The sequence below is a fragment of the Pseudomonas sp. GW821-FHT07F01 genome (genome assembly GCF_059418825.1).
Genome location: NZ_JBWKQO010000003.1, coordinates 214,804 through 241,035, shown reverse-complemented (window position 1 = coordinate 241,035; position 26,232 = coordinate 214,804). Strand labels below are relative to the sequence as shown.

The window sequence follows — 26,232 nt, the reverse complement described above, 5'->3', positions numbered from 1 at the left end:
TCAACAACCTCAGGCGACGCGCGGGTCTGGATTGTCCAGGACGCTGTCTGTCTGTTCAGCACGGAATTTTTTCAGCACCGCGTGGAACTGCGGGTGCTTGGCGCCCAGGATGCTCGCCGAGAGCAGCGCCGCGTTGATCGCGCCGGCCTTGCCGATGGCCAGGGTGGCCACGGGGATGCCGGCCGGCATCTGCACGATGGACAGCAGCGAATCCACGCCTGAGAGCATCGACGACTGCACCGGCACGCCCAGCACCGGCAGGTGGGTCTTGGCCGCGCACATGCCCGGCAGGTGCGCCGCGCCGCCGGCACCGGCGATGATCACCTCGATGCCTCGCGCCTCAGCCTCATCGGCGTACTGGAACAGCAGGTCCGGGGTGCGGTGTGCGGAAACCACCTTCACCTCGTAAGGGATGCCGAGCTTTTCCAGCATATCGGCGGTGTGGCTAAGGGTGGACCAATCGGACTTGGAGCCCATGATCACGCCAACCAGTGCACTCATCGTCGTGCCTCTTCTCTCTGGGCGCCCGCAGGCGCGTCAAAAACAACAAGCCACGCGAAATGCGTGGCTTAAATTGTACGAATTATGGCCAGGCGAACCGGCCGAAGGCCGCGCAGTATACCGAAAAAGGCGCGTTAAACGCACTTTCGCCGACCATCTGCAAAACAAAGTATTTCCGGCGCAAAACCCCGGTTTTATTGACTCCAAGGTCAATCCCGCCCCCCCCTCGCAGGCGCTGGCTTGCCAGTGAACAGGCCCACCCTGCGATCACCGCCCTCCCGGCCGACGCCTTCGCCGGCAAGCCGGCTGCTACAAAAAAACCTGCGCCTATCTCCCGTAGGAGCTGGCTTGCCAGCGAAGAGGCCCGCCCTGCGATCACCACCCTCCCGACCGACGCCTTCGCCGGCAAGCCGGCTCCTACGTGGCCGCAGCTTGCGCGGCAGCGCCTTCCAGCTTGCGCCAGAGCAAGCGTACGTTGGCCTTGCGCACCAGGGCGCAGCGGTACAGGCGAATCTCCAGCGGCACATGCCATTGCGCCCCGCCGCAGACCACCAGCTCGCCCCGGGCCAGCTCGGCGCGCACGCTCAGTTGCGGCACCCAGGCAATGCCCAGGCCTTCCAGGGCCATGCTCTTGAGGCTGTCGGCCATGGCGGTCTCATAAACCGTGGTGAAACGCAGGTTGCGCTGGCGCAGCAGCAGGTTCACCGAACGCCCGAGGAAAGCCCCGGCGCTGTACGCCAGCAACGGCACGCTGGCCTCGCCTTCCAGGTCGAACAGCGGCTTGCCCTGGGCATCGGCGGCGCACACCGGGAGCATCTCGGTGTGCCCCAGGTGCAGCGAGGGGAAGATTTCCGAGTCCATCTGCAAGGCCGCGTCCGGGTCATAGAAGGCCAGCATCAGGTCGCAGCCGCCTTCGCGCAGGGCGTGCACCGCATCACCGACGTTGGTGGCCACCAGCCGCGTGGCGATGTTCAGCCCTTCGTTGCGCAGTTGGGCGATCCAGCGCGGGAAGAAACCCAACGCCAGGGAGTGGGCAGCCGCCACCTGCATCACCTCGCCCTGCCCGCCTTCCAGGTGGTGCAGGTGACGCACCACCTCGCCGAGCTGTTCGACCACGGTGCGCGCGGTCACCAGGAACAACTGCCCCGCTGCCGTCAGCTCCACCGGCGTGCGCGAGCGGTTGACCAGGGTCAGGCCCAGGGCCGCTTCCAGGCTGCGGATCCGCCGGCTGAAGGCCGGCTGGGTCACGAAACGTCGCTCGGCAGCCTGGGAAAAGCTGCGGGTGGCGGCCAGGGCACTGAAGTCCTCGAGCCATTTGCTTTCCAGATTCATCACGTCCTCCCGGACACGCACCATTTTAGGTCACACGCTCGCCGGCAACCCGGCGTCACACCGGCATTATGCCGAATATGCATAGCCCAGTGTTTAACAGCATTGGCCCAAAAAATCCCTTCGGCCTAGGATTCGCAGCGTTCCCGGCACAGACCGGGTCCCTACCGAGATGATCTCCGTCATGTCCTCCGCTGCATCTTTCCGCACAGAAAAAGACCTGCTTGGCGTACTCGAAGTACCGGCTCAAGCGTATTACGGCATCCAGACCCTGCGAGCGGTGAACAACTTCCGCCTCTCCGGCGTTCCGATTTCGCACTACCCAAAACTGGTCGTGGCCCTGGCAATGGTCAAGCAGGCAGCTGCTGACGCCAACCGCGAACTGGGTCATCTGAGCGAAGCCAAGCATGCAGCCATCAGCGAGGCTTGTGCCCGCCTGATCCGCGGCGACTTCCACGAAGAGTTCGTGGTGGACATGATTCAAGGCGGCGCTGGCACTTCGACCAACATGAATGCCAACGAAGTCATCGCCAACATCGCGCTGGAGGCCATGGGCCACAGCAAGGGCGAATACCAGTACCTGCACCCGAACAACGACGTGAACATGGCGCAGTCCACCAACGACGCCTACCCGACCGCGATCCGCCTGGGTCTGCTGCTGGGTCACGATGCGCTGCTGGCCAGCCTCGACAGCCTGATCCAGGCGTTCGCCGCCAAGGGCCAGGAATTCAGCCACGTCCTGAAGATGGGCCGTACCCAGCTGCAAGACGCCGTGCCGATGACCCTCGGCCAGGAATTCCACGCCTTCGCCACCACCCTGGGTGAAGACCTGGCTCGCCTGAAGACCCTGGCGCCGGAAGTGCTGACCGAAGTCAACCTGGGCGGCACCGCCATCGGCACCGGCATCAACGCCGACCCGCGCTACCAGCACCTGGCCGTACAACGCCTGGCCACCATCAGCGGCCAGCCGCTGGTACCGGCCGCCGACCTGATCGAAGCCACCTCCGACATGGGCGCCTTCGTGCTGTTCTCCGGCATGCTCAAGCGCACGGCGGTCAAGCTGTCGAAGATCTGCAACGACCTGCGTTTGCTGTCCAGCGGCCCACGCACCGGCATCAACGAAATCAACCTGCCAGCGCGTCAGCCCGGCAGCTCGATCATGCCCGGCAAGGTCAACCCGGTCATCCCGGAAGCGGTCAACCAAGTGGCGTTCCAGATCATCGGCAACGACCTGGCCCTGACCATCGCGGCCGAAGGCGGCCAGCTGCAACTGAACGTGATGGAGCCGCTGATCGCCTTCAAGATCTTCGACTCGATCCGCCTGCTGCAACGCGCCATGGACATGCTGCGCGAGCACTGCATCACCGGCATCACCGCCAACGAAACCCGTTGCCGCGAACTGGTGGAGCACTCCATCGGCCTGGTCACCGCGCTGAACCCGTACATCGGCTATGAAAACGCCACCCGTATCGCCCGCATCGCCCTGGAAAGTGGCCGTGGCGTACTGGAACTGGTGCGCGAAGAAGGCCTGCTGGACGACGCCATGCTCGACGACATCCTGCGTCCGGAAAACATGATTGCCCCGCGCCTGGTTCCGCTGAAAGCCTAACCGCCGCGACACCGAAACATGCAACACCGCTCACCAGGTTGAGGGACTAGACACCTCTCACCTTTTGAGGGCTTGGAGCTTCGTCTCCAGGCCCTTTTTTTTGCCTGCGGTTTTTTCTCCTGCCTTTGAAATCGCCGCGCCCGCTTCGCGGCCGATCGCAGCCTGCGGCAGCGGCTACACCACCCCACCTGAACTGCGCCCGCGACCTCATTTGTAGCCGCTGCCGAGCCCGCGAGGCTGCGAACGGCACCGCAGGGGCCGCAAAACCTGCCAGCACACTCTGGCTGGCCTACCCCACTCGTACACTCAACAAAGCCCCTATCACCCCCTGCCCATTAGCCGATTGATCAGGGAATGCCGCCCAGCGCTGGAGCCGTTTCGCTTTGTTTTGTAGGGCAAATCCGAGAGAATCCCCCACGCCTTTGAGCGCCTTGTACCCCTTCGAACGATCAGGCAGTCTCCCGGTGCCGCTGCCAAATCAGCGGCCCGGATGTGGAAGTCTGGGATAAAGGACGTGCAGTTGTCTCATTCGAACACCCTTGCCGATGCGGCTAGGGTGAACTCGATTTATGGCGGCTGTGCGTAGGGCACCCTCGGGTGCGCCGGTTCCTTTAGCCCGGTCTTCCACACCTGCGCACGGCTGCCACCCTCTCATGTGGAAGTGAGATCCGGCGGTTTCTTAAATTGCTAAAGGAACCAGTCTCATGAAAAAGCTCGTCCCCGATCCACCCTTGCCCACCGCTCATCCGCGCCGCGACCCGGAGCTGGACCGCGCCTACGCCAACCTGCTGGCTGCCTTGCACGGCACCCGCCATCGCCCCTTCGGCCTGCGCGACGCCCAGGGCCATCCGCTGTTCGCCGTAGAGCCCCTGGTGAATGCCGAAGACGCGCTGATGCACGTTTCCTTGCTGCTCAAATGCGCCGAAGAGGTGTCCGATGAAATCACCGAACGGGCCAGCGGCATCGAGCGCGGGCTGATCTGGTCCATGGTGCATTCCGTGGAAATGGCCCGCGCCGTGGTGGACGCCCTGCTCGACGGCGCCCGCCCCGGCCCCGCCTAAACACCGCCCCGTAGGAGCTGGCTTGCCAGCGAAGAGGCCTGCCCTGCCTTCACCGGCATCCCGGCCGACGCCTTCGCCGGCAAGCCGGCTCCTACAGGTCTTGCGAACGTCATGGGGCCCTTGTTTTAAACCAGCACAATCCATCGCCCAAGGTGGATAATCGCTCCTCCCAAACATCCGCCATCCCCGAGGCACCGCAGTCGATGGACCCGACGCACACCCAAGCCCTGCAACAGCTACGCAAGCTGATCCCCATCGGCCTGCGCCATGCCCAGGCCCTGCTCGCCCGCTGCGCCAATAATCCGCAGCAAGCCGCCGAGCTCTACAAAGCCGAGCTGTTGCAGGTGCTGGTAGACAAATCCGGCCTGCCCGCCGAGCACGCCCGGGAACAGCTGCACGCCGCCGGTTACGACCTGAACCGCGCCCTGCACGCTCTAGAAGAAGCGCGCTTCACCCTGACCCAGCGCATCCTGCGCAAGCATCACCGGGACAAGGGCCAGGCCCTGGACCTGATTGCCCAGGCCATCGAAACCGCCGAGCAGGTGCCGCGCCAGTACTGGCTGGATTTCCAGCGACTGGAGCAACTGGCCCCGGCCCCACGCAGCTTCATGATCCTGCACGAATGGCTGGCCTATGAGGGCTGGGAAGGTTTCGACAGCGCCCTGCACTTTCACCTGCCCCAGGCCATTGCCCAATTGCGCCACCTGCAACTCGATACCCTAGCGGAAACCTTGGAGCAGGCCGATCAGCGCCAGCAGCAGCTACGAGCCGCCCACGCCGGGAGCGAAGGCCCCGTCGAGCTGGCCATGCGCATCAACCAGGACCCGTTCTTCAACCGCTGCCAGGACCACTTCAACCAGCAGCGGCCGCAGCTGGACGAGCGCCTGTACCAGTGGGTGGAGCAACATCTGGAGCAGTTTCCAGCCTGAACAGCCGCTTGGCGTTGGCGCACACGCCGCTGCTCAACACACCCCAGAAGCCGGTAGACTGCCGCCCTCACCGAACACGGACCTCGGATTCAGCCCCCATGGAATTGCACTACCGCATCACCCCCGCCCACACCGAAGCCTGGATTGCCGAACCGCTGAAGCAGGAATTGCTCAAGGATGATCAGCAGCATGTCCGGGCCATGAGCACATTTGCCCGGTGGCAAAGCCGCTTGATCGGTCCCGTGATGTTCGCCCTGTGTCTGATTGGCGGCTGCCTGTCGATCTATTTCCCCGAGCGAACCTTCACCCCGGAGAAGGTCATCGCCATGGTGGCGTTCGCCTTGATCTTCATCCCCCTGTGGTGGCGCTTTTCCGGGCGCTGGATCAAGCACCTGCAAGCCCGGATTGCCGCCACCCCAATCAAGCCCCAAGCGCCGCTGCGCGGGTTGAGTCAGCGCCTGATCGAAACCCGGTTGCGGGCCGTCGAAGGCACCTATTGCCTGAACTTCGACGACCAGGGCTTCACCCTGCTCAACACCCGCGGAGGTCAGAGCAGCCTGGCCTGGAAGCAGATCGCAAGCGTGCAGGAAATTCCCGACTTCTACCTCGTGGCGGACGCCGATATGGAGCGTCAAGGCGTGGCCTGCTTCATCGCCAAACACACTGACCTGATGCCCACCGAGGCCTACCAGCAGGGGCTGCAAGCCTTCCTGAGCCAATGCCCGGCGGCACTGCCAGCGCACTAACCACCTCTCTCAACGCCAGCCCCGACGCCCACACACACGGAATTTGCATGCACACATCAGCGTCCTCCCCTCGCCCGGCCCGCGCCCTGGCCATCCTCGGCACCGGCCACGCCCTGCCGCAGCGGGTGGTCACCAGTGCCGAGCTGGACCGCCAGCTCGGCCTGGAAACCGGCAGCGTGGCGCGCATCAGCGGAGTGCAGCAGCGCCACGTCGCCGACCCTGCGGACACCGCCGCCAGCCTCGGCGCCAGCGCCGCGCGCCAGGCCCTGCAAGCGGCGGGCCTGGCGCTGGATCAGTTGGACCTGATCGTCTGCGCCAGCGGCACCATGGACCAGGGCATGCCCTGCAACGCCGCTCTGCTGCAACGGGAGCTGGGCCTGGGCCAGTCAGGCATTCCGGCCATGGACATCAACGCCAGTTGCCTGGGCTTTATTGCCGCCCTGGACACCCTGTCCTGGCCGATCCAGGCCGGGCATTACCGGCGCGTGCTGCTGGTGTGCGCCGACATCGCCTCCTGCGGCCTGGACTGGCAGCAGGTGGAAGTCTGCGGCATCTTCGGCGACGGTGCGGCAGCGGTGGTGCTGGAAGCGGGCGACGGCGGCCCGAAGATCCTCGCCTCGCGCCTCAGGACCTACGCCGAAGGCGCCGCGCTGTGCCAGATCCCCGCCGGCGGTTCGCGCTTTCATCCGCGGCGCATCGAGGTGCCGTTCGAGCCCCTGACCAGTTTCACCATGCAGGGCAAGGGCGTGTTCCGCCTAGCGGCCAAGCACCTTCCCGAACTGATGGACGATTTGCTGCAGCAAGCCGCGCTGTCCCTTGCGCAGATCGACTGGATCATCCCCCATCAAGCCAGCCAACAGGCCATGCAGCATGCGGCCAAACGCCTGAGCCTGGGGCCGGAGAAAGTCATCGATATCTTTGCCCAGCATGGCAATCAGGTGGCGGCGTCCCTGCCCACCGCTCTGGACATCGCGGTGCGCGACGGGCGCATTCAACGCGGACAAACCCTGATGCTGATCGGCACCGGCGCGGGCCTGTCCCTCGGCGGCATGATCCTGGAGTACTGATGAAGATCCTGGTCACCGGCGGCACCGGTTTTATCGGACGGCATCTGGTCTGGAAGCTGGCCGCCGAAGGCTGCGAGGTGCAGTTCAGCGGGCGCAACCCCGAGGCGGCGGCGCAAGTCATTGCCCACAGCCCGGCGCCCGTGCGCTGGCTGCCCCTGGAGCACGGCAGCCCGCTGGCCAAACGCCTGCTGGCCGATGCCAGCCGCGAGCATGACGCCATCGTGCATTGCGCCGCCTTGTCTTCACCCTGGGGTTCGCCCCAAGCGTTTGCCCGGGCCAACCTCGACTCCACCGCCGAGGTGATCCACGCCTGCGGCAAGAACCGCATCCCGCGGCTGGTGCATATCTCCACCCCCAGCCTGTATTTCAACTTCAGTGATCGCCTGGGCATCCGCGAAGACCAGCCGCTGCCACCACCGGTGAATGACTACGCCCGCAGCAAGGCCCAGGCCGAAACCCTGCTGGCAGACGCCAAGCTGCCCGAATGCGTGATCCTGCGCCCCCGGGCGGTGTTCGGCCCCTGGGACGCAACCCTGATGCCGCGCCTGCTGCGGGTGATGCAACGGGGGGCGATTCCGCTGATGCGCGGCGGCCAGGCACAGCTGGACCTGACCTGCGTCGACAATCTGGTGCACGCGGTGTGGCTGGCCCTGACCCGGCCCCTGCCGCGCCCGCTGTGCGTCTACAACCTGAGCAACGGCACACCCCTGGCCTTCAAGGACCTGCTGCAACAGATGGCCGAGCACTTCCGCCTGCCGCTGCGCACCCGTCGCCTGCCCTGGCCCCTGGTGCATGGCGTGGCGCGCCTGCTGGAGCTCAAGGCACGGCTGGGCAACGGCGCCGAACCCTTGATCACCCGCTACGGCGCAGGCGTCCTGGCCTTCAGTCAGACCCTGGACATCAGCGCCATCCAGCGCGAGCTGGGCTACCACCCGGTGATCACCCAGGACCAGGGCATCGCCCAGCACGCCCAATGGTGGCTGGCCCAGCAGAGGCAACGAGCATGAGCCGCAGCGTGAGCTTGAAGATCCTCCGGGCCGGCTGGTGCCAGCACCTGGAATGCATGGCCGACCGTGGCGGGCGCCTGGCGCCGGTGCAATTTCCGGCACTGTGCGGGCTGATCCAGCACCCGGAGCACGGCTGGATTTTGTACGACACCGGCTACGCCGAGCACTTCTTCCAGGCCACCCGCGCCCTGCCCGAGCGCCTGTACCGCAGCGCAGTGCCGGTGCAGTTGCCGGTGGTCGAGCAGTTGGGGGCGCAGCTGCATGAGCTGGGCATTGGCCCGGGGGATATCCGCCATGTGATCATTTCCCACTTCCACGCCGACCATATCGCCGGGCTGCGGGATTTTGCCAATGCGCGCTTTATCGCCCTGGAAGCCGATTACCGGCATATCGACAGCCTGCGCGGCCAGCGTTGGCGCGCCACCCTTGGCGGCCATCTGCCGGGCTTGCTGCCGGACGACTTCAGCGCCCGCCTGCGCCTGGCCGAAGCCAGCCCCAACTGTGCGCTGCCAAGCTGGATGGCGCCCTTCGAGCAGGGCCTGGACCTGTTCGGCGATGGCAGCCTGATCGGCGTGCCGCTGCCGGGGCACAGCGCCGGCCAGCTGGGCCTGTTCATCCCCGACGCCCAGGGCCGGCCGGTGTTCCTGGTGGCCGATGCCTGCTGGTCGGTGCCGGCCTGCCGCGCCGAGCGCCTGCCCGCTGCACCGGCACTGTGGTTTGCCAGCGCCGACCGTCAGCAATACGTGCGCACCTACAGCGGCCTGGGCCAGCTGATTCGCCGCGAACCGGCGGTGGCGGTGCTGCCGTCCCATTGCACCCAGGCCTGGGAGGCGTTCGCCAATGAACAGTGAGCGCCTGCTGGGCACTCTGCGCAGCATCGGTTCATTCGTGTTCAGCCGCTACGCCCTGCGCTTTCGCCGCCGTGAGCGGCTGGAAGCCTGGCAGGCCCGGCGCCTGCGGCACTTCATGGCCAAAGTCCTGCCCCGTGGCCAGCGCTTCAACGGGCTGACCCAAGACGGCCTGCACAGCTTGCCGCTCATGGACAAAGCCGCCCTGATGAGCGACTTCGCCGCCTTCAACACCCGCGCCCTGAGCCTGGAGCAGGTGTTGCCGGTGGCCCTGCAGGCCGAGCGTTCCCGGGACTTCAGCCCGACCCTGGGGGACATCACCGTGGGCCTGTCCAGCGGCACCTCGGGGGCCCAGGGGGTGTTCCTGGTCAGCAGCGTGGAACGCCAGCGCTGGGCCGGCATCCTGCTGGCGCGCACCCTGCCCCGGGCCCTGCTGCCACGGCTGCTGTGCCCCTGGCTGGCGCCGCTGCGGATCGCCTTCTTCCTGCGGGCCAACAGCCGCCTGTACACCACCCTGGCCAGCCGCCGCATCGACTTCGCCTTTCATGACCTGACCCTGGGCCTGGCCGCGTCCCTGCAACGCCTCAACCAGCAGAACCCGGACGTGCTGGTGGCCCCGGCCACGGTGCTGCGGGGGCTGGCCCAGGCGGCCCTGGCCGGGCAGCTGACGATCCGCCCACGGCACATCCTGTCGGTGGCCGAAGTGCTGGAAAGCACCGACGCCGAGCTGGTCCAGCAAGCCTTCGGGCGCAAGCCGCAGCAGATCTATCAGGCCAGCGAAGGCTTCCTCGGCTACACCTGCGAGGCCGGCACCCTGCACCTGAATGAAAGCCACCTGCACATCGAGCCGCAATGGCTGGACCCTGAGCGCACGCGCTTCCAGCCGATCATCACCGACTTTTCCCGGCGTACGCAGCTGATCGTGCGTTATCGCCTCAACGACATTCTGCGGGTGGCCAGCGCGCCCTGCCCCTGTGGCCGTGCGGAGCGGGCGATTGCCGCGGTGGAAGGCCGGGCCGACGAGATCCTCTGGCTGCCCCGGCTCGACGGCCAGCAGCTGGCACCGCTCTACCCTGACGTATTGCGCCGGGCCCTGCTGATGCTGGGGGCGGAACTGGAGGAATACCAGATTCACCAGCGCGGGCTGCTCTGGCAGGCCAACCTGCGTACCTCGGGCGACTACCACGGGCTGTGCCAGCGCTTGAGCGAAGCCCTGGCCGAACTCTGCGCGCAACAAGGGCTGCAGGCGCCGCAGCTGAGCTTCGGCCACTGGCAGGCACCACCGCCACAAACAAAAAGACGCCGTCTGCTGATGCTGCAACTACCCGAGGGACTGCCATGCGTGTATTGATTCTCGGCGCCCGGGCCCCGGCCTGCCTGGAGTGGGCCCGGGCCTTTAGCCAAGCCGGCTGGACGGTAACCGTGGCCGACTCCCTGGCCCAGCCCCTGAGCCGGTTCAGCCGCGCCGCCGAGCACTTCGTGCGCCTGCCGGAACCCCGCCACGACCCCGAGGCCTGGATCGAAGCCCTGGCGGGGGTCATCCGCCAACAGGCCATCGACCTGCTGCTGCCGACCTGTGAAGAGGTGTTCTACCTGGCCCACGGCCTGGAGCGCTTGCGGCCTTTGTGTCGGGTGTTCACCAGCGACTTCGAGCTGCTGCACCGCCTGCATCACAAGGGCGATTTTGCTGCCATGACCCAGGGCTGGGACGTGGCCGCGCCGCCGACCCGGGTGCTGCATGACCCGGCCGCGTTGCAAGCACTGGCGGCAGAGCACGATGCCCTGGTGTTCAAGCCGGCCTATTCGCGCTTCGCCTCCCAGACCCTGATCCGCCCGAGCCCGGCGCAACTGGCCAAGGTCCGCCCCAGTAGCGATGCGCCCTGGGTGGCCCAGCGTTTTGTCCCCGGCCAGGAGTACTGCAGCTTCAGCGTGCTGGTGGACGGCCAGTTGCGCGCCCACAGCAGCTATCAGCCGCGCTACCGGGTTGGGCGCGGCTCGGGGATCTACTTCCACAGCTGCGCCCCGGCGCCGATCCGTGCGTTTCTGGAGCAGTTCGGCCGGGCCACCGGCTACACCGGGCAAGTGGGTTTTGACTTCATCGAGGACCGCCAGGGCCGCTTCCATGTCCTGGAGTGCAACCCCAGGGCCACCAGCGGCGTGCACCTGTTCGACGACCAGCGCGTGCAGTTGGTAGCGGCGCTGGGCAGCGAAGCCGACGCAGCGCTGGAGGCGACCCTGGAACCCCGGATGATCGCCCTGGCCATGCTGCTTCTGGCGGCGCCGCAACGGGCCTTGAGCTGCACGTTCTGGCACGACTACCAACAAGCCCGGGACGTGATCGTCCAGGACGGCGATCGCGGCCCGCTGACCGCCCAGCTGCTGAGCCTGAGCGAGATCATCGGCCGCGCCCTGACCCGCCGTTGCGGGCTGCTGGCCGCCTCCACCGCCGATATCGAGTGGAACGGCCAGCCCCTGGGAGCGCCGCGCCGATGAAACTGTTGCTGCCCGAGCAACTGGCCCTTGAGCCCCCGAGCATTGGCGACAGCCACGCCCGGCAGTACGTGCGCACCTGCGCCGGCGGCGCGCTGATCGGCAATGTCAGCACCGCCCTGGCCCTGCTGGACACCGGCCGCCAGCAGTTCCCGGTGAGCATCAACCACGGCCACGACCCTGTGGATAACTGTTACGTGGTCTCTCCGCAAACCGCCTACAGCGGCTATGCCCGGGAAGAACTCCAACGCCTGAGACGGCCCTGGCTGGCCTGGCCCTTGAAGCTGCTGACCCAGGGCGTGGACCGGTTGCTGAGCGCGGCCAAGGTCGACCGCCTGGTGCAGGTCAACAACTGGCTGCTGTCGACCAACCTCTACCCCGCCGATTGGGATGGTTCGGATTTGTCGGCGATCACCGAACTGCTGCGCCGGCAGTTTCCCGACCACGGCTTTGGCTTTCGCTCGCTCAACGACTTCAGCAACCTCGAACTGCGCAAGCGCCTGCAAGCCCTGGGCTACCTGGCAATTCCCAGCCGTCAGGTGTACCTGTTCGACGGCCGCGAGGGCGAAAATTCAGCCTTCCTGCGCCACCACAACACCCGCCTGGATGCCACCCTGCTGCGCCGCAGCCCTTATACGGTGGTGCCCGGCAGCGAGCTGAGCGAGGCCGACTTCCAGCGCATCGAGCAGCTGTACAACCTGCTCTACCTGGACAAATACAGCCGCCTGAACCCCCACTACAGCGCCCAATGGCTGCAACGCGGGCAGGCCGAAGGCTGGCTGGATGTGCGCGCCCTGCGCAACGCCGAAGGGCGCATTGACGGCGCCCTGGGCTGGTTCGCCAACAGCGCGCTGATCAGCACCCCCATCGTCGGCTACGACACCGCCCTGCCCCAGCGCGCCGGCCTGTACCGGCAACTGACCAGGCTGTGCCTGCAAGAAGCGGTGAACCGTCGTCAGGTGCTCAACTTCAGCTCCGGCGCCGCCGCCTTCAAGCGCCTGCGCGGCGGCCAGCCCGAAATCGAATACAGCCTGATCCACGTCGCCCACCTGCCCTGGTCGCGGCGCCTGGTGTGGCAACTGATGGGCCTGCTGCTGCAACGGATCGGCGTACCGCTGATGAGGAAGCTCAAACTGTGAACAGTCACTCGGGCTGGTGGCCCGTCGCCCTGAGCCGGCAGCTGCACAAGCAGCCCCTGGCCTGCACCCTGCACGGCGTACCGCTGGTGCTGTTTCGCGATGCCGACGGCGCTGCCGCGGTGCTGCCGGACCGCTGCCCCCACCGCTTTGCGCCGCTGAGCGCCGGGCGGGTGCGCGACGGGCAGCTCCAGTGCCCCTACCACGGCTGGCGCTTCGACCCCCAGGGCCGCTGCACTCAGTTGCCCGGCCAGGAGCAGCAGCGGTGCAGCCAGCCCTTGTTGCAGCCGCTGCACAGCTGCGAAGCCCAGGGGCTGGTGTGGGCCAGCCTCGCCAGCGAGCGGCCGAATGCCCCACCGGTGGCCGCCGCCGAGCAGGCCCAGGCCCTGGATGTGTTCTGGATCAGCGACCGGGTGCAGTGCAGCTTGCAGGACGCTGCGGAGAACTTCCTCGACGGCTTCCACACCCATTTCGTGCACGCCGGCTGGATCCGCCACGACCGCCAGCGCCAGCGGATTCGTGCCTGGGTGCATCAGCTCGAAGACGGGGTCGAAGCGCAGTACAGCGAAGAAGGCACCCAATCCGGGCTGATATCGCGGCTGTTCGAAGGCGAACGCGGCCTCAGCATGGGGCGCTTTCGCCTGCCGGGGTTGGCGGAAATCGAATACCGCGACCGTCAGGGCCGGCTCAACCTGCTGGTCAGCGCCTGGCTGACCCCGACTGCCGAGGGCGAACTGCGCCTGTTCGCGCGCATCGCCACGGCCCGCGGCCGCTTGCCGGGCTGGCTCAAGCGCGCTGTGCTGCAGCCCTTGTTCAAGGTGATCCTCAAGCAGGACCGGCAGATCCTCGAACAGGTCAGCGCCAACCAGCAGCGCTTTGCCCGGGTGCCGCTGCGCTGGCACCGGCAGATACCCCTGGACGGCGCCCAGGACCTGCTCGGGCCGTGGATCCGACAGTTGCTGGAGCACGGGGAGCTGAAGGATTTCCAGGAGCGGCATGAAGAGTTCCTGCTCTGAATCGCAGGAGCCGGCAGGAATATTACGAGGAGTCCGTAGGAGCCGGCTTGCCGGCGAACAGGCCCTCAAGACGGGCGCCGCTCAAACGGGCCCCTTCGCTGGCAAGCCAGCTCCTACGGCTTGGCAGCGATATCAAAGGGATGATGCGGGCCTCTGTTCGCGGGGTTTTGCGGGGCCTCGCAAGAACCGATTCAGCCCCCCGTACAGCCTGCCGTTCCTCGGCTCGACGCGCTACATGCAGACGGCGAGCCCGCGCACCGGTATAGTGCGCCCCCTCTTCACGTGGACAGCCGTCGGTAACGAGGCTCAAACCCACGGGAAACCCGAACTAATAACAACCCGCGAATAGAGAACCGGGACGAACAATCGCCCCACCGCTTTGCCGTGCGTGCAATCAGCGGTGTAACAGAATGTTTCCGTCTGCTCTGCTTTTGCCTACACAAAAAACAGCGAGGAATAATCCATGCTCGAAGTCATCAACGACTTCCTCTCAGGGAAAGTGCTGATCGTGCTCATTGTCGGGCTCGGCAGCTACTTCACGATCCGCTCGCGTTTCGTTCAATTGCGCCACTTCCTCCACATGTTCGCGGTGTTCCGCGACAGCCTGAAAAGCAGCGGCGGCCAGCTCAGCTCGTTCCAGGCGCTGATGCTCAGCCTCGCCGGCCGGGTCGGCGCGGGCAATATTGCAGGCGTCGGCATCGCCGTGACCCTGGGTGGCCCGGGCGCGGTGTTCTGGATGTGGGTGACCGCACTGGTCGGCATGTCCAGCAGCTTCTTCGAATGCACCCTGGCCCAGGTCTACAAACGCGCCGACGGCGACGGCCTGTACCGCGGCGGCCCAGCCTACTACATCGAGCACGGCCTGAAGCGCAAAGGCATGGCGGTGGTGTTCTCCATCCTGCTGCTGGTCACCTACGGCTTCGCCTTCATCGGCCTGCAGTCCTACACCGTGACGCACTCGCTGCAGGATGCCTTTGCCTTCGACCCAAGCCACACCGGCATCGTCCTGGCGGTACTGCTGGCCATTACCTTCATCGGCGGCATCAAGCGCATCGCCGCGGTGTCCGACCTGCTGGTCCCGATCAAGACCCTGGCCTACATCGCCGTGACCCTGTACGTGATCGGCACCCAGATCGAACAAGTGCCGGCCATGCTGGAGACCATCATCAAGAGCGCCTTCGGCCTCGACCCGGCCTTCGGCGGCCTGCTCGGCAGCGCCATCGTCATGGGCGTGAAGCGTGGCGTGTTCGCCAACGAAGCGGGCCTGGGCAGTGCGCCCAACGTCGCCGCCGTGGCCGCCGTGAAGCACCCGGGCGCCCAGGGCGTGGTCCAGGCCTTCAGCGTGTTCCTCGACACCTTCGTGATCTGCACCTGCACCGCGCTGCTGATCCTGCTGTCGGGCTTCTACACCCCGGGCTTCGAAGGCGACGGCATTGTCCTGACCCAAAACTCGCTGGCCGCCGTGGTCGGTGACTGGGGTCGCCTGTTCGTCAGCGTCGCGCTGTCGCTGTTCGTCTTCACCTGCATCCTCTACAACTACTACCTGGGCGAGAACAGCCTGCAGTTCCTCACCCGCAACCGCACCGTGCTGATGCTGTTCCGCGGCCTGGTGCTGGCGCTGGTGGTATGGGGTTCGATGCAGGACCTTTCGACCGTGTTCGCCTTCGCCGACATCACCATGACCTGCCTGGCCTTCGTCAACCTGGTGGCCCTGGCCATGCTGTTCAAGGTCGGCCTGCGGGTGATGCGCGACTACGACGAGCAGCGCCGCGCCGGCGTCGCCCAGCCGGTGTTCGACTCGCGCAAGTTCGCCGATCTGGACCTGGACCTGAAGGCCTGGCCCGCCGAACCTTCGGCCACCGCCGAGGCCGAGCCGCAAGGCGTGCCCGCAGCGCAACGCTGACGGGTGAACGACGGGCGCATCCTCTGCACCCGTCGGTTACAGTGCGATAAATGTGCGAGCGGGCTTGCCCGCTCCCACAGGTACTCACCGTTTCGGAGAATCCCATGACCCCTTCGACCTACCCTGGCGCCCAGCACGTCATGGTGCTCTACACCGGCGGCACCATCGGCATGCAGGCCAGCGCCGACGGCCTGGCCCCGGCCTCGGGTTTCGACGTGCGCATGCGCGCCTACCTCGACAGCCAGACCGGGCTGGTGCTGCCGGCCTGGCGCTTTCGCGAGATGGCGCCGCTGATCGACAGCGCCAACATGACCCCCGACTACTGGCAGCGCCTGCGTGAAGCGGTGGTCGAAGCCGTGGACCAGGGCTGCGACAGCGTGCTGATCCTCCATGGCACCGATACCCTGGCCTACAGCGCCGCCGCCATGAGCTTCCAGTTGCTGGGCCTGCCGGCGCCCGTGGTGTTCACCGGCTCGATGCTGCCAGCGGGTGTGCCCGACAGCGATGCCTGGGAAAACCTCAGCGGCGCCCTGTCGGCCCTGGGCCAGGGCCTGGCCCCGGGGGTGCACCTGTACTTCCACGGCAAGCTGCTGGCACCGACCCGCTGCGCGAAAATCCGCAGCTTCGGCCGTCACCCGTTCGCCGCCCTGAAGCGCAATGGCGGCGGCGCCAGGGCCGAGGCGATTCCCGCCGGGCTGGATTACCGCCAAGCCAGGCAACTGGCCAAGGTCGGCGTGTTGCCGCTGTTCCCCGGCATCGGCGCCGAGCTGCTGGACGGCGTGCTCGACAGCGGCATCCAGGCCCTGGTGCTGGAATGCTTCGGCAGCGGCACCGGCCCCAGCGACAACCCGGCGTTCCTCGCCAGCCTCAAGCGCGCACAGCAGCAAGGCATCGTGGTGCTGGCCGTGACCCAGTGCCATGAAGGCGGTGTCGAGCTGGACATCTACGAAGCCGGCAGCCGCCTGCGCGGCGTGGGCGTGCTGTCCGGTGGCGGCATGACCCGCGAAGCGGCGTTCGGCAAGCTCAATGCGCTGCTCGGCGCCGGGCTGGAAACCGCCGAAGTGCGGCGCCTGGTGGAACTGGACCTGTGTGGCGAGTTGAGCTGAAGCTGGGGAGCCGGTAGCTACTGCAGTAGCCGCCGGCTCGACGACGAACAGCGGGGGCGGCCAGGTTACTTCTTGACCGAATAATCCTGGCCCCAGACCCGCACCGAACTCGAACTCTCGATCGGCCCTTCAAACACGAACTTTTGCCGCACTGCCGCCTTGGCCGGGATGGTGACTTCGTCCGGGTTGTCGAGGCTGACAGTCAGGTTGTTGGCGTAACCGTCCTGGTCGATCGCCAGCAGGGCGCCGGTCTGCTTGAGGTTGATCAGCCGCAACTGGCTGTCGCTGCTGTTCTTGAAACCCAGGGTGACGTTGAAGCTGTCGCCGACGGCTTCGGTCTTCAATACCTGGACCTCGACGCGGCCTTTCATTTGCTCACGGGAGGAAATGATCGATGCACCGTCGACGCCTTGCGCCGATTGGCGACCATCGAGCACACCTTCGCTGACGCCGCCCAAGAGGTTCTTGCCTGCCGAGATGGCTGACGAGACGGCTGACTTGGCAGAGTCCTTGATGGTGCTTTCGCTGCCTGGCTCAGCCTCGGCCAGGCACAGCGAACTCAGGAGCAAGCCGGACACCAGAAGCAGGGAACGCGCAGGAATGAGGGTCATACATAGTCCTTTATCGGGGTTGCTGCACCGCCACCTCAGGCGGTGAATGGCAGGCAGGTTGCACCAATCAATACGCCAAGTCACTAGCCACACAACGCCGGGAACGCCGCATGTCGCTGGCCGGCAAACCGCAGGCCTGATCGCGGGCGGCATGCAACTTGCTCCGGTTAAGGGTCTTTCCCAGGCTGGAATCTGCGCATGCTGCACTCGCACCTCACCACCCTCAATGCGGTTTCCCTGATCCTCAACACCTTCAAGGACCAGGGCCAGGCCGGCGGCGCGCTGTTGGCCGGCAGCGGTATAAACCCCGCCGACCTGAGCCGCGCCGACACTCGCATCACCACCAACCAGGAAATGCTGGTGTGCGCCAACGCCGTGGCCTTGCAACGGGACATCGGCCTGGAACTGGGCCGGCGCATGCACGTTTCCTCCTACGGCATGCTCGGCTACGCCCTGCTCACCAGTGCCACCTTAGGTGACGCTTTGCGCCTGGCGCTGCGCTATCCGGCGCTGATGGGAACACTTTTCGAACTGAGCCTGGAAACCGACGGTTCGCGCATCTGGCTGACCGCCGCCGACTACCGCGAAAGCCCGGCCCTGGCCGCGTTCAATACCGAGTTCTGCCTGGTGTCGCTGAAGGTCATCTGCGACGACCTGCTGGGCCACGCCCTGCCGCTACTGGGCGCGCGCTTCGACTACCCGGCCCCGGACTATCAGCAACGCTACCGCGAGCCTTTCGACTGCCCGCTGCAATTCAACGCCAGCAGCAACGCCTTCGCCTTCGACCAGCGCTGGCTGGACCAGCCCCTGCCCCTGGCGGACGTGATCACCCACCAGGCCATGGCCGAACGCTGCCGCAAGCAGAACACCGAGTTCACCGGGCGCCAGGCCTGGCTGGGGCGCATCCGCCAGTTGCTGGCGGCGCAGCTGGACGCCGCACCGGGCCTGGAAGGGCTGGCGGAACAGATGAACTGCTCGGCCCGGACCCTGCGCCGCCACCTGCGGGACCTGGGGTGCAGCTATCAGGAACTGCTGGACGAGCTGCGCTTCGAGCGCGCCAAGCAGATGCTCTGCGAAGACCAGATGCCCATCTACCGCATCGCCGAGGCCCTGGGCTTCAGCGAAACCGCGAGCTTTCGCCATGCTTTCATCCGCTGGAGCGGCGTGGCGCCGAGCCAGTTCCGGCCCTGACAAAAACCCCGGCACAACGCTGGCGATTGCATTACATTGCCGACCTTTCTACCGGCAAGGGACTGCACGCTTGAACCTATTCACACACGCCATCGGCATTCGCAGGCTTTGCCTGGCACTGGTGCTGCTGGCTGGCGTCCCCGTCGCCCAGGCGTTCGACCTGTCCAAGATCAAATGGTGGGAGATGTCCCGCAGCTTTGTCCTGGATGAGCCGGAAACCGCCATCCTGCAGATCAAGCCGTTCCCCCTGCCCGGCCTTGCGCAAGTGCCGGCGCGGATCGTCCTCAGCCAGTACCGTGGGCTGTTCTATCTCAATGCCTACCAGGACCTGGATTACCAGCAGCGGATCTACAAGTCCGCGCCCCTGCCGCTGCTCAGCCCCGAGGACCTGCGCAACTGCGTGTCGCCGGACAACCCGATCCAGGTCTCGGACAACTGGCCACCGAGCAACACCCTGGACACCGGCATCACCCTGACGCCGCTGGGTTTCGACTGTTCGGTGCCCCCGCAGTGGCAACTCAGCCTGCGCTACCTGCTGATCGACCAGCGCGATCCCCAACACCCGCTGCTGGCCATCAGTCACCGCCAGGACATGACCCAGATGGACTTCACCCCGTTGCAACCCATCAGCGTCGAGACCGGGCAACAATGGTTGCAGGCCTTGCAAAAGTTTCCGCCGTGGTTCCGCGCCTTCGACAGCGGTAGCGGGCCGATCACCCTCAATGCCTACACGCCACCGGCCACGGCGGACAGCGTGTGGAAGCAGTTTCGTGCACTGCATGAACAACTGCGCACAGCCAAGGACAAGGGGCCGGGCATCCGCCAGGTGGAAGACTTCTTCGCCCTCCATGACTATCGCAGCATCGCCATCGACCACAGCGAATACCCGGGCCTGCTCAATGACATCGCCTACTGGACCAGCGAGGCCGGTCAGTTGAACTCCGCCCGGAACTGGCTGTTGGAAGTGCTGCGCCGGGATCTGGGCCGCATGCCGACCTACCTCAACCTGGCCGACCTGGACTGGGCCCTGTTCGAGCAACGGCCGTTGGACAACATCCACCAGGGCCGGGCCATCGAGGGTTATCGGCTGTACTGCGGCATGCGCCTGCAACGCCAGATGAGCGTGCCGCCGCGGGTGCTCAAGCGCCTGGGCCTGGAGTCCGCCAACCCGCAGGCGTGCCAGGGCTTCTGGCCGCTGGTGGCCGCCGCGGATGCCGGCGACGAGGCAGAGGTAAGGCGTTTGCTGGCCAGTGGCGTCAGCGGCGAGGTCATGGCCGAGGACGGCCGCAGTGCCCTGCTGCACGCTCTGGATGCGCCGCACCTGGAGATCGCCCGACTGCTGCTGGCCCACGGCGCCCACACCAGCGGCCAGTACCAGTGGAGCACCCTGGCCATGCTGGCCATGCAACGTGACCTCAAGGACAGCCCCGACCTGAACCAGGGCGGGCGCCTGAAATTTCTCCTGCAAGCCGGCGTCGCCATCGACGAGCCGAACAGTCGCGGGCAGACACCGCTGATGAAGCTGGCCGAGCAGGAACGCAACCTCCAGGGCTTCACCTGGTTGCTGCAGCACCCGCAGAACCTCGACCTGCGTACCGTCGACGACGGTGAAACCGCGCTGTACCGCGCCTTCTGGGGCAACAACTACCCGGCCATGAAACTCCTGATAGAGGCCGGCGCCGATCTGAACCTGAGCTATGGCCGCGGCACCTGCGGCAACGAGCCCATGGGCCAGAGCCTGCTGATGCTCGTTGCCGACAAGATTTCCCCGGACCAGCACTCCCCCATCGTGAGCATGCAGGACACCCTGGACATGTTCACCCTACTGCTGGAAAAGGGCGCAGACCCCAACGTCGGCCAGCGCTGCGAGAAAAAGGGCCGGACCCTGCTACTGGAGATCATCGCCCGGAAAAAACGCGACGACATGCTCAAGGTGCTGCAAGGCTTTGCACCGCCACCGCCGGCGACGGCGTTTCGTCTGTGAGGCGTGGCGTCGAGCCCGCTTCGCTCCAGAAACAAAGCCCGGCACAACAGCGCCGATTGCATTACATTGCCGGGCTTTCTATCGGCAAGGGACTGCAACGTTGAAGCTATTCTCAGGCGCCATCGCCCGGCGCAACGGCATTCGCGGGCTTGGCCTGGCGCTGGCACTGCTGGTTGCCGCCCCCGTGGCCCAGGCCTTCGATGTGGACCTGGCCTGGTTCAAATGGTCGGGAATGCGCCGCAACTTCGTCCTCGACTCCCCGGAAACCGCCACCCTGGAGCTCAAGCCTTTCCCCCTGCCGGGCTTGGCGCGAATGCCGCTGCGGATTGTCCTGAGCCAGTACCGCGGGCTGTTCTACTTCAATGCCTATCAGGACCTGCAGTACCGGCAGCGGGTCTACAAGTCGCCGCCGATGGCCCTGTTCAGCCCTGAAGAGCTGCGGGCCTGTGTGAGCCCGGGCGATGACATCCAGGTCAGCGACATCTGGCCCACGAGCAACAGCCTAGCCCCCGGCATCACCCTGACGCCCCTGAGCTTTCAGTGCAAGGAGCCATCCGAGTGGCAACTTAGCGGGCGCTACCTGCTGATCGACCAGCGCGATCCGCAGCACCCGCTGCTGGCCATCAGTCACCGCCAGGACCTTGGCCAGATGGAATTCACCCCCTTGCAACCCATCAGCGAGGAAACCGGGCGGCAGTGGTTGCAGGCCCTGGAGACCTTCCCGCCGTGGTTCCGCCCCTTCACCCAAGGCAGCGGGCCGATCACCGTCAATGCCTTTGTGCCTGCGCCAGCCTCGACCCCGGACAGCCTGTGGAAAGAGTTCCGCGCGCTGCACGAACAACTGCGCACGGCCAAGGACAAACTGCCGGGCATCCGCGAAGTGGAAGACTTCTTCGTCACCCATGACTTTCGCAGCATCGCCACCGAGCGCCGTGAATACGCCGGCCTGCTCAACGACATCGCCTACTGGACCAGCGAAGCCGGGCAGCTGAGAACCGCCCGCCCCTGGCTCAAGGAAGTGCTGCGCCGTGACCCCGGGCGCATGCCGACCTACCTCAACCTGGCGGACCTGGACTGGGCGATCTACCAACAACGCACGCAGGACAACATCCACCAGGGCCGGGCCATAGAAGGTTATCGGGTGTATTGCGGCCTGCGCCTGAAGCGCCAGATGAGCATCCCGCCCCGGGTGCTGCAGCGCTTGGGCCTGAACGCCGCCAACCCCCGGGACTGCCAGGCCTTCTGGCCGCTGGTGGACGCGGTGGATGCCGGCGACCTGAGCGAAGTGCAGCGCCTGCTGGCCAGTGGCATCAGCGGCGAGGTCATGGCCGACGATGGCCGCAGCGCCTTGTTGCACGCCCTGGACGCACCGCACCTGGATATCGCCCGGCTGCTGCTGGAGCACGGCGCCCACACCAGCGGCCTGTACAACTGGACCACCCTGGCGACCCTGGCCATGCGCCGCGACCTGGGCGACAGCCCCGACCTGAGCCAGGGCGGGCGCCTGAAGTTCCTCATCGAGGCTGGCGTGGCCATCGACGAACCCGACAGCCAGGGCGTGACGCCACTGATGCAGATGGCCGAGAACAAGCGCAGCCTGCAAGGCTTCAGCTGGCTGCTGCAGTACCCGCAGAACCTCGACCTGCGCAACAAGAATGACGGCGAAACCGCACTGTACCGGGCCTTCTCGGGCAACAACTACGTGGCCATGAAGCAGTTGATAGCGGCCGGCGCCAACCTCAACCTGAGCTACGGCCGTGCCGTTTGCAACAACCAGCCCGTCGGCGAAAGCCTGCTGACCCTGGTCGCCGACAAGACCTCCGCCGACGCCCAGTCGCCCTCCGTCAGCCAGCAGGACACCCTGGAGATGTTCACCCTGCTGCTGGAGAAAGGCGCCGACCCGAATGTCGGCCAGCACTGCGAGAAAAAGGGCTACGCAATATTGCTGGAAGCCATTGCCCGGAAAAAACGCGAGGACATGCTCAAGGTCCTGCAGCGCTACGCCCCTACCCCGCCTGCCAGCTGAAACCGGATGGCGCCCCGCAACGGGGCGCCATGCCTCTTTAAGGGGCGAATTTCGGTCAAACACTTTGGCCACATCAATCCCCTTTTGGCCGCTCCTGCCGTTCTCCCAAACCCCGCGCCCCGCAAGACTGTGCTCCACCGAATCAGCCTGCGGAGAACAAGAAAATGCTGACGATCTACTCGGACGATCACCACCTGCACCACGGCCGTTGCGAACTTATCGATGGGCAACTGATGCCCTGCTTCGAAATGCCTTCCCGGGCCGACCACGTGCTGGATCGGGTGAAACATCAAAACCTGGGGCCGGTAGAGGCACCCAAGGATTTCGGCCTGGAGCCTATCGAGCGCATCCACAGCCGGGCCTACCTGGACTTCTTCAAGGGCGCCTGGGCGCGCTGGGCGGCACAGGGCATCGACGGCGACCTGCTGCCCTACACCTGGCCGGCGCGTACCCTGCGCAGCGTGATTCCCACCAGCCTCCACGGCCAGCTCGGCTACTACAGCTTCGACGGCGGCGCGCCGATCACCGCCGGCACCTGGCAGGCGGCCTATAGCGCGGCGCAGGTGGCGCTGACCGCCCAGGCCCATATCCAGAATGGCGCCCACAGTGCCTTCGCCCTGTGCCGGCCACCGGGACACCACGCCGCCGGCGACCTGATGGGCGGCTACTGCTACCTGAACAACGCCGCCATCGCTGCCCAGGCGTTCCTCGACCAGGGCCACAGGAAGGTCGCGATCCTCGACGTCGACTACCACCACGGCAACGGCACCCAGTCGATCTTCTATGAGCGCAGCGACGTGCTCTTCACCTCGATCCACGGCCACCCGGAAGCCGAGTTCCCGTTCTTCCTGGGCTATGCCGACGAATGCGGCGAAGGCGCCGGGGAAGGCTTCAACTTCAACTACCCACTGGCCGCCGGTAGCGGCTGGGATGCGTGGAGCGCGGCCCTGGAACAGGCCTGCAACGAAATCCAGCGTTATGGCGCCGACATCATCGTGGTGTCCCTGGGCGTGGACACCTTCAAGGACGACCCGATCTCGCAATTCAAACTCGACAGCCCGGACTACCTGGCCATGGGCAAGCGCATCGCCGCCCTCGGCAAGCCGACGCTGTTCGTCATGGAAGGCGGTTATGCGGTTGAGGAAATCGGCATCAACGCCGTCAACGTTCTCGAAGGCTTCCAAAGCGCCCAGTGAGGGATTCGCATCATGCAAAGACTCAAACGCTTAATGATCCCCGCCCTGTGCGCCAGCCTGCTGGGGACCGCCGCCCACGCCGAAGAACGCACCCTGCGGGTGTACAACTGGTTCGACTACATCACCCCCAAGGCCCTGGAAGATTTCAAGGCCCAGAACAGCCAGGTGAAGCTGGTCTACGACATCTTCGACACCAACGAAGCCCTGGAAGCCAAGCTGCTCACCGGCAACTCCGGCTATGACGTGGTGGTGCCGTCCAACGTGTTCCTGGCCAAGCAGATCGAGGCCGGGGTGTTCCAGCCCCTGGACCGCAGCAAGCTGCCCAACTGGAACCACCTGGACCCCAAGCTGATGAAGCTGATCGAGGCCAACGACCCGGACAACAAGTTCGCCGTGCCCTACATGTACGGCACCATCCTGATCGGCTTCAACCCGGACAAGATCAAGGCCGCCCTGGGGGACAAGGCGCCGGTGGACAGCTGGGACCTGATCTTCAAGGAAGAGAACATCAGCAAGCTCAAGCAGTGCGGCGTGGCCCTGCTGGATTCGCCGTCGGAAATCCTGCCCCTGGCCTTGCAGCACCTGGGCCTGGACCCCAACAGCAAGAAACCGGCGGACTACGAGAAGGCTGAAGCGCTGCTGATGAAGATCCGGCCGTACATCACCTACTTCCACTCGTCCAAGTACATGGCCGACATCGCCAATGGCGATATCTGCGTGGCCGTGGGCTACTCGGGGAGCTTCTCCCAGGCTGCCAACCGGGCCAAGGAAGCCAAGAACGGCGTGACCGTGGACATGCGTCTGCCCAAGGAAGGCGCGCCGATCTGGTTCGACATGCTGGCGATCCCCAAGGGCGCGAAGAACCCGGAAGATGCCTACACCTTCATCAACTACCTGCTGCAACCCCAGGTGATTGCCCCGGTCAGCGACTTTGTCGGTTATCCCAACCCGAACAAGGACGCGACCGGACTGGTAGACCCTTCGATCCGCAACAACCCCAACCTGTATCCGACAGAAGCGGCCATGAGCACCCTGTACACGCTACAGCCGTTGCCCCGTGATGCAGAGCGGGCGCGGACCCGGGCCTGGACCAAGATCAAGTCCGGGACCTGATCCGGCGCAAGCACACGGGCGGTGTTCTGGTGGGCGGCGAACGACGAGGACGCGGCGGGTGATAGACCGCGTCGCCGCTGTTCGCCGGCAAGCCGGCTCCTACACAGTGGCGTTTAGCAGCCGGTGAGGCCTTGGGGGCTGCGTTCTTCGGCGAAGAACCAGGGCCGCAGGCGCACGCCCACGCCGTTGCCGATGAAGGCCGCCACCAGCCACAGCCAGCCATGCAGGCTGCCGGAGGCGATGCCGCTGAAGTAGGCGCCGATGTTGCAGCCATAGGCCAGGCGCGAACCGTAGCCCAGCAGCAGGCCGCCGATTACCGCCGCTACCAGGGAACGGGTGGGGATTCTCAGGTTGGGGGCAAAACGTCCCGCCAACCCTGCCGCCAGCAACGCACCCAGGACGATGCCGATGTCCATGACGCTGGTGATGTCCTGCCACACCGGTGCCGCCAGCGCCTTGGCATTCGCCGCGCCCTGCCAGAACACCCAGCTGCCTACGTCCACCCCCAGCCCGCTGGCGACCTTGGCGCCCCACAGGGCGAACGCCGAGGTAATGCCCCATGGGCGCCCCGCCAGGGCCAGGGTGGCAAAGTTCAGCAGAGCCAGGGCTACCGCGCCCCAGACCAGCGGCCAGGGGCCGCGCAGCAGCCGGCGCCAGCCCTGGTGCTCGCTGGCGACCGGAGCTTCAAGGCTGCCATGACGGCGCTTTTCCAGGGTCAGGGTGAGCACCGCGATCAGCGCGAACAGGCACAGGCTCAGGCCCAGCGCCGGGCCTACACCAAAACTCTGGACGATAGAGATTGGCGGCAGCGACGGCAGCGCAAACCACCAGTCGACGTGATGGGTGGCGATCAGCGAACCGCAAATGAAGAACGCCAGGGTCACCAGCATCCTCGCATTGCCGCCGCCAACGGTGAACAGGGTGCCCGAGGCGCAACCGCCGCCCAACTGCATGCCGATGCCGAAGATGAAGGCACCGAAGATCACCGAGACGCCGGCCGGCGCCACCAGCCCCACCACCGGCTGGCCGAACAGGCTGCCCGCCCCCAGCGCGGGGAAGAACAGCAGTACCGCCAGGGCCAGCATGACCATCTGCGCTCGCAGGCCGGCGCCACGCCGGTCGCGGATGAACACCCGCCAGGCCGAGGTGAAGCCGAAGGCCGCGTGGTACAGGGTCAGCCCCAGGGCAGCGCCCAGCAGCAACAGCAGCACCTGGCGGGCACCCACCTGGGCTTGCAGGAACAGAGCACCGGCCACCAGCATCAGCAAGGCGAACAGCGGGGCGCCGAACTTGCGTTCAGGCGCCAGGGAGAGGGTCTGGCTCATGGGGGTTCTCGCGCGGGAAATGCTCGCGAGTATACCGC

The 26,232-nt window shown here is 66.0% G+C and carries 22 protein-coding genes; 18 read left to right on the top strand and 4 right to left on the bottom strand.

Going from position 1 to position 26,232, the window contains the following annotated elements; translation table 11 throughout:
- Positions 1 to 9: 9 nt before the first annotated feature.
- Together purE and AC07R1_RS11645 are read right to left on the bottom strand one after the other, a co-directional pair.
- Positions 10 to 501, bottom strand: coding sequence for a 5-(carboxyamino)imidazole ribonucleotide mutase (purE, locus tag AC07R1_RS11650; RefSeq protein ID WP_011064291.1), 492 nt, complete (start codon positions 499 to 501; stop codon positions 10 to 12).
- 417 nt (positions 502 to 918) lie between these two features.
- The gene (locus tag AC07R1_RS11645; protein ID WP_011064292.1) at positions 919 to 1,833 is read right to left on the bottom strand and encodes a LysR substrate-binding domain-containing protein; all 915 of its coding nucleotides are present in this window, start codon (positions 1,831 to 1,833) and stop codon (positions 919 to 921) included.
- 181 nt (positions 1,834 to 2,014) lie between these two features.
- On the opposite strand from AC07R1_RS11645, the gene aspA reads away from it, so the two are divergent.
- The 13 genes from aspA to AC07R1_RS11580 all read left to right on the top strand — a co-directional run bounded on the left by aspA (position 2,015) and on the right by AC07R1_RS11580 (position 16,748).
- A complete protein-coding gene (aspA, locus tag AC07R1_RS11640; protein ID WP_041120431.1) occupies positions 2,015 to 3,439 on the top strand; it encodes an aspartate ammonia-lyase in 1,425 nt (474 codons plus the stop codon).
- A gap of 704 nt (positions 3,440 to 4,143) precedes the next feature.
- Positions 4,144 to 4,500, top strand: a complete 357-nt coding sequence (locus AC07R1_RS11635; protein WP_495110546.1) for a DUF6124 family protein — start codon at positions 4,144 to 4,146, stop codon at positions 4,498 to 4,500.
- A 203-nt stretch (positions 4,501 to 4,703) separates the two neighbouring features.
- Positions 4,704 to 5,429, top strand: coding sequence for a hypothetical protein (locus tag AC07R1_RS11630; protein WP_495110545.1), 726 nt, complete (start codon positions 4,704 to 4,706; stop codon positions 5,427 to 5,429).
- Between the two features lie 98 nt (positions 5,430 to 5,527).
- A complete protein-coding gene (locus AC07R1_RS11625) occupies positions 5,528 to 6,175 on the top strand; it encodes a YcxB family protein (RefSeq protein WP_475264519.1) in 648 nt (215 codons plus the stop codon).
- 47 nt (positions 6,176 to 6,222) lie between these two features.
- Positions 6,223 to 7,242: a beta-ketoacyl-ACP synthase 3 gene (locus AC07R1_RS11620; protein WP_495110544.1), complete on the top strand. Its 1,020-nt coding sequence runs from the start codon at positions 6,223 to 6,225 to the stop codon at positions 7,240 to 7,242.
- Entirely contained in the window at positions 7,242 to 8,249 is a 1,008-nt protein-coding gene (locus AC07R1_RS11615) for an NAD-dependent epimerase/dehydratase family protein (RefSeq protein ID WP_236203183.1), read from the top strand. The genes AC07R1_RS11620 and AC07R1_RS11615 overlap by 1 nt, the downstream gene beginning before the upstream one ends.
- On the top strand, positions 8,246 to 9,100 hold the full coding sequence (locus AC07R1_RS11610; RefSeq protein WP_011064299.1) for an MBL fold metallo-hydrolase: 855 nt from the start codon (positions 8,246 to 8,248) through the stop codon (positions 9,098 to 9,100). Before AC07R1_RS11615 ends, AC07R1_RS11610 begins: the two co-directional genes overlap by 4 nt.
- Positions 9,090 to 10,448, top strand: a complete 1,359-nt coding sequence (locus AC07R1_RS11605; protein WP_015637513.1) for a F390 synthetase-related protein — start codon at positions 9,090 to 9,092, stop codon at positions 10,446 to 10,448. Before AC07R1_RS11610 ends, AC07R1_RS11605 begins: the two co-directional genes overlap by 11 nt.
- Complete coding sequence (locus AC07R1_RS11600) at positions 10,436 to 11,590, top strand: ATP-grasp domain-containing protein (RefSeq protein WP_495110543.1); 1,155 nt, start codon at positions 10,436 to 10,438, stop codon at positions 11,588 to 11,590. Before AC07R1_RS11605 ends, AC07R1_RS11600 begins: the two co-directional genes overlap by 13 nt.
- Positions 11,587 to 12,726, top strand: a complete 1,140-nt coding sequence (locus AC07R1_RS11595) for a hypothetical protein (RefSeq protein ID WP_495110542.1) — start codon at positions 11,587 to 11,589, stop codon at positions 12,724 to 12,726. The genes AC07R1_RS11600 and AC07R1_RS11595 overlap by 4 nt, the downstream gene beginning before the upstream one ends.
- Positions 12,723 to 13,739, top strand: a complete 1,017-nt coding sequence (locus tag AC07R1_RS11590; RefSeq protein ID WP_495110541.1) for a Rieske 2Fe-2S domain-containing protein — start codon at positions 12,723 to 12,725, stop codon at positions 13,737 to 13,739. The genes AC07R1_RS11595 and AC07R1_RS11590 overlap by 4 nt, the downstream gene beginning before the upstream one ends.
- A gap of 463 nt (positions 13,740 to 14,202) precedes the next feature.
- Positions 14,203 to 15,642 carry an alanine/glycine:cation symporter family protein gene (locus AC07R1_RS11585; RefSeq protein WP_011064304.1) on the top strand — a complete coding sequence of 480 codons (1,440 nt, stop codon included), beginning with the start codon at positions 14,203 to 14,205 and terminating at the stop codon, positions 15,640 to 15,642.
- A 104-nt stretch (positions 15,643 to 15,746) separates the two neighbouring features.
- Entirely contained in the window at positions 15,747 to 16,748 is a 1,002-nt protein-coding gene (locus AC07R1_RS11580) for an asparaginase (RefSeq protein WP_495110540.1), read from the top strand.
- A gap of 65 nt (positions 16,749 to 16,813) precedes the next feature.
- Here AC07R1_RS11580 and AC07R1_RS11575 read toward each other — a convergent pair whose 3' ends face one another.
- On the bottom strand, positions 16,814 to 17,359 hold the full coding sequence (locus AC07R1_RS11575) for a hypothetical protein (protein ID WP_026020147.1): 546 nt from the start codon (positions 17,357 to 17,359) through the stop codon (positions 16,814 to 16,816).
- A 198-nt stretch (positions 17,360 to 17,557) separates the two neighbouring features.
- Between AC07R1_RS11575 and AC07R1_RS11570 the strand changes: the two genes are divergently transcribed.
- From AC07R1_RS11570 to AC07R1_RS11550, 5 genes are all read left to right on the top strand, one after another.
- Entirely contained in the window at positions 17,558 to 18,550 is a 993-nt protein-coding gene (locus tag AC07R1_RS11570; RefSeq protein WP_015637519.1) for an AraC family transcriptional regulator, read from the top strand.
- 70 nt (positions 18,551 to 18,620) lie between these two features.
- Complete coding sequence (locus tag AC07R1_RS11565; RefSeq protein WP_495110539.1) at positions 18,621 to 20,534, top strand: ankyrin repeat domain-containing protein; 1,914 nt, start codon at positions 18,621 to 18,623, stop codon at positions 20,532 to 20,534.
- A gap of 100 nt (positions 20,535 to 20,634) precedes the next feature.
- On the top strand, positions 20,635 to 22,560 hold the full coding sequence (locus tag AC07R1_RS11560) for an ankyrin repeat domain-containing protein (protein WP_495110538.1): 1,926 nt from the start codon (positions 20,635 to 20,637) through the stop codon (positions 22,558 to 22,560).
- Positions 22,561 to 22,724: 164 nt separating this feature from the next.
- The gene (locus AC07R1_RS11555) at positions 22,725 to 23,756 is read left to right on the top strand and encodes a histone deacetylase family protein (protein WP_093405651.1); all 1,032 of its coding nucleotides are present in this window, start codon (positions 22,725 to 22,727) and stop codon (positions 23,754 to 23,756) included.
- A 12-nt stretch (positions 23,757 to 23,768) separates the two neighbouring features.
- Positions 23,769 to 24,869, top strand: coding sequence for a polyamine ABC transporter substrate-binding protein (locus AC07R1_RS11550; RefSeq protein ID WP_495110537.1), 1,101 nt, complete (start codon positions 23,769 to 23,771; stop codon positions 24,867 to 24,869).
- 113 nt (positions 24,870 to 24,982) lie between these two features.
- On the opposite strand, the gene AC07R1_RS11545 is transcribed toward AC07R1_RS11550, so the two are convergent.
- Positions 24,983 to 26,194, bottom strand: a complete 1,212-nt coding sequence (locus AC07R1_RS11545; protein WP_072451895.1) for a YeeE/YedE family protein — start codon at positions 26,192 to 26,194, stop codon at positions 24,983 to 24,985.
- Between the last annotated feature and the right edge of the window lie 38 nt (positions 26,195 to 26,232).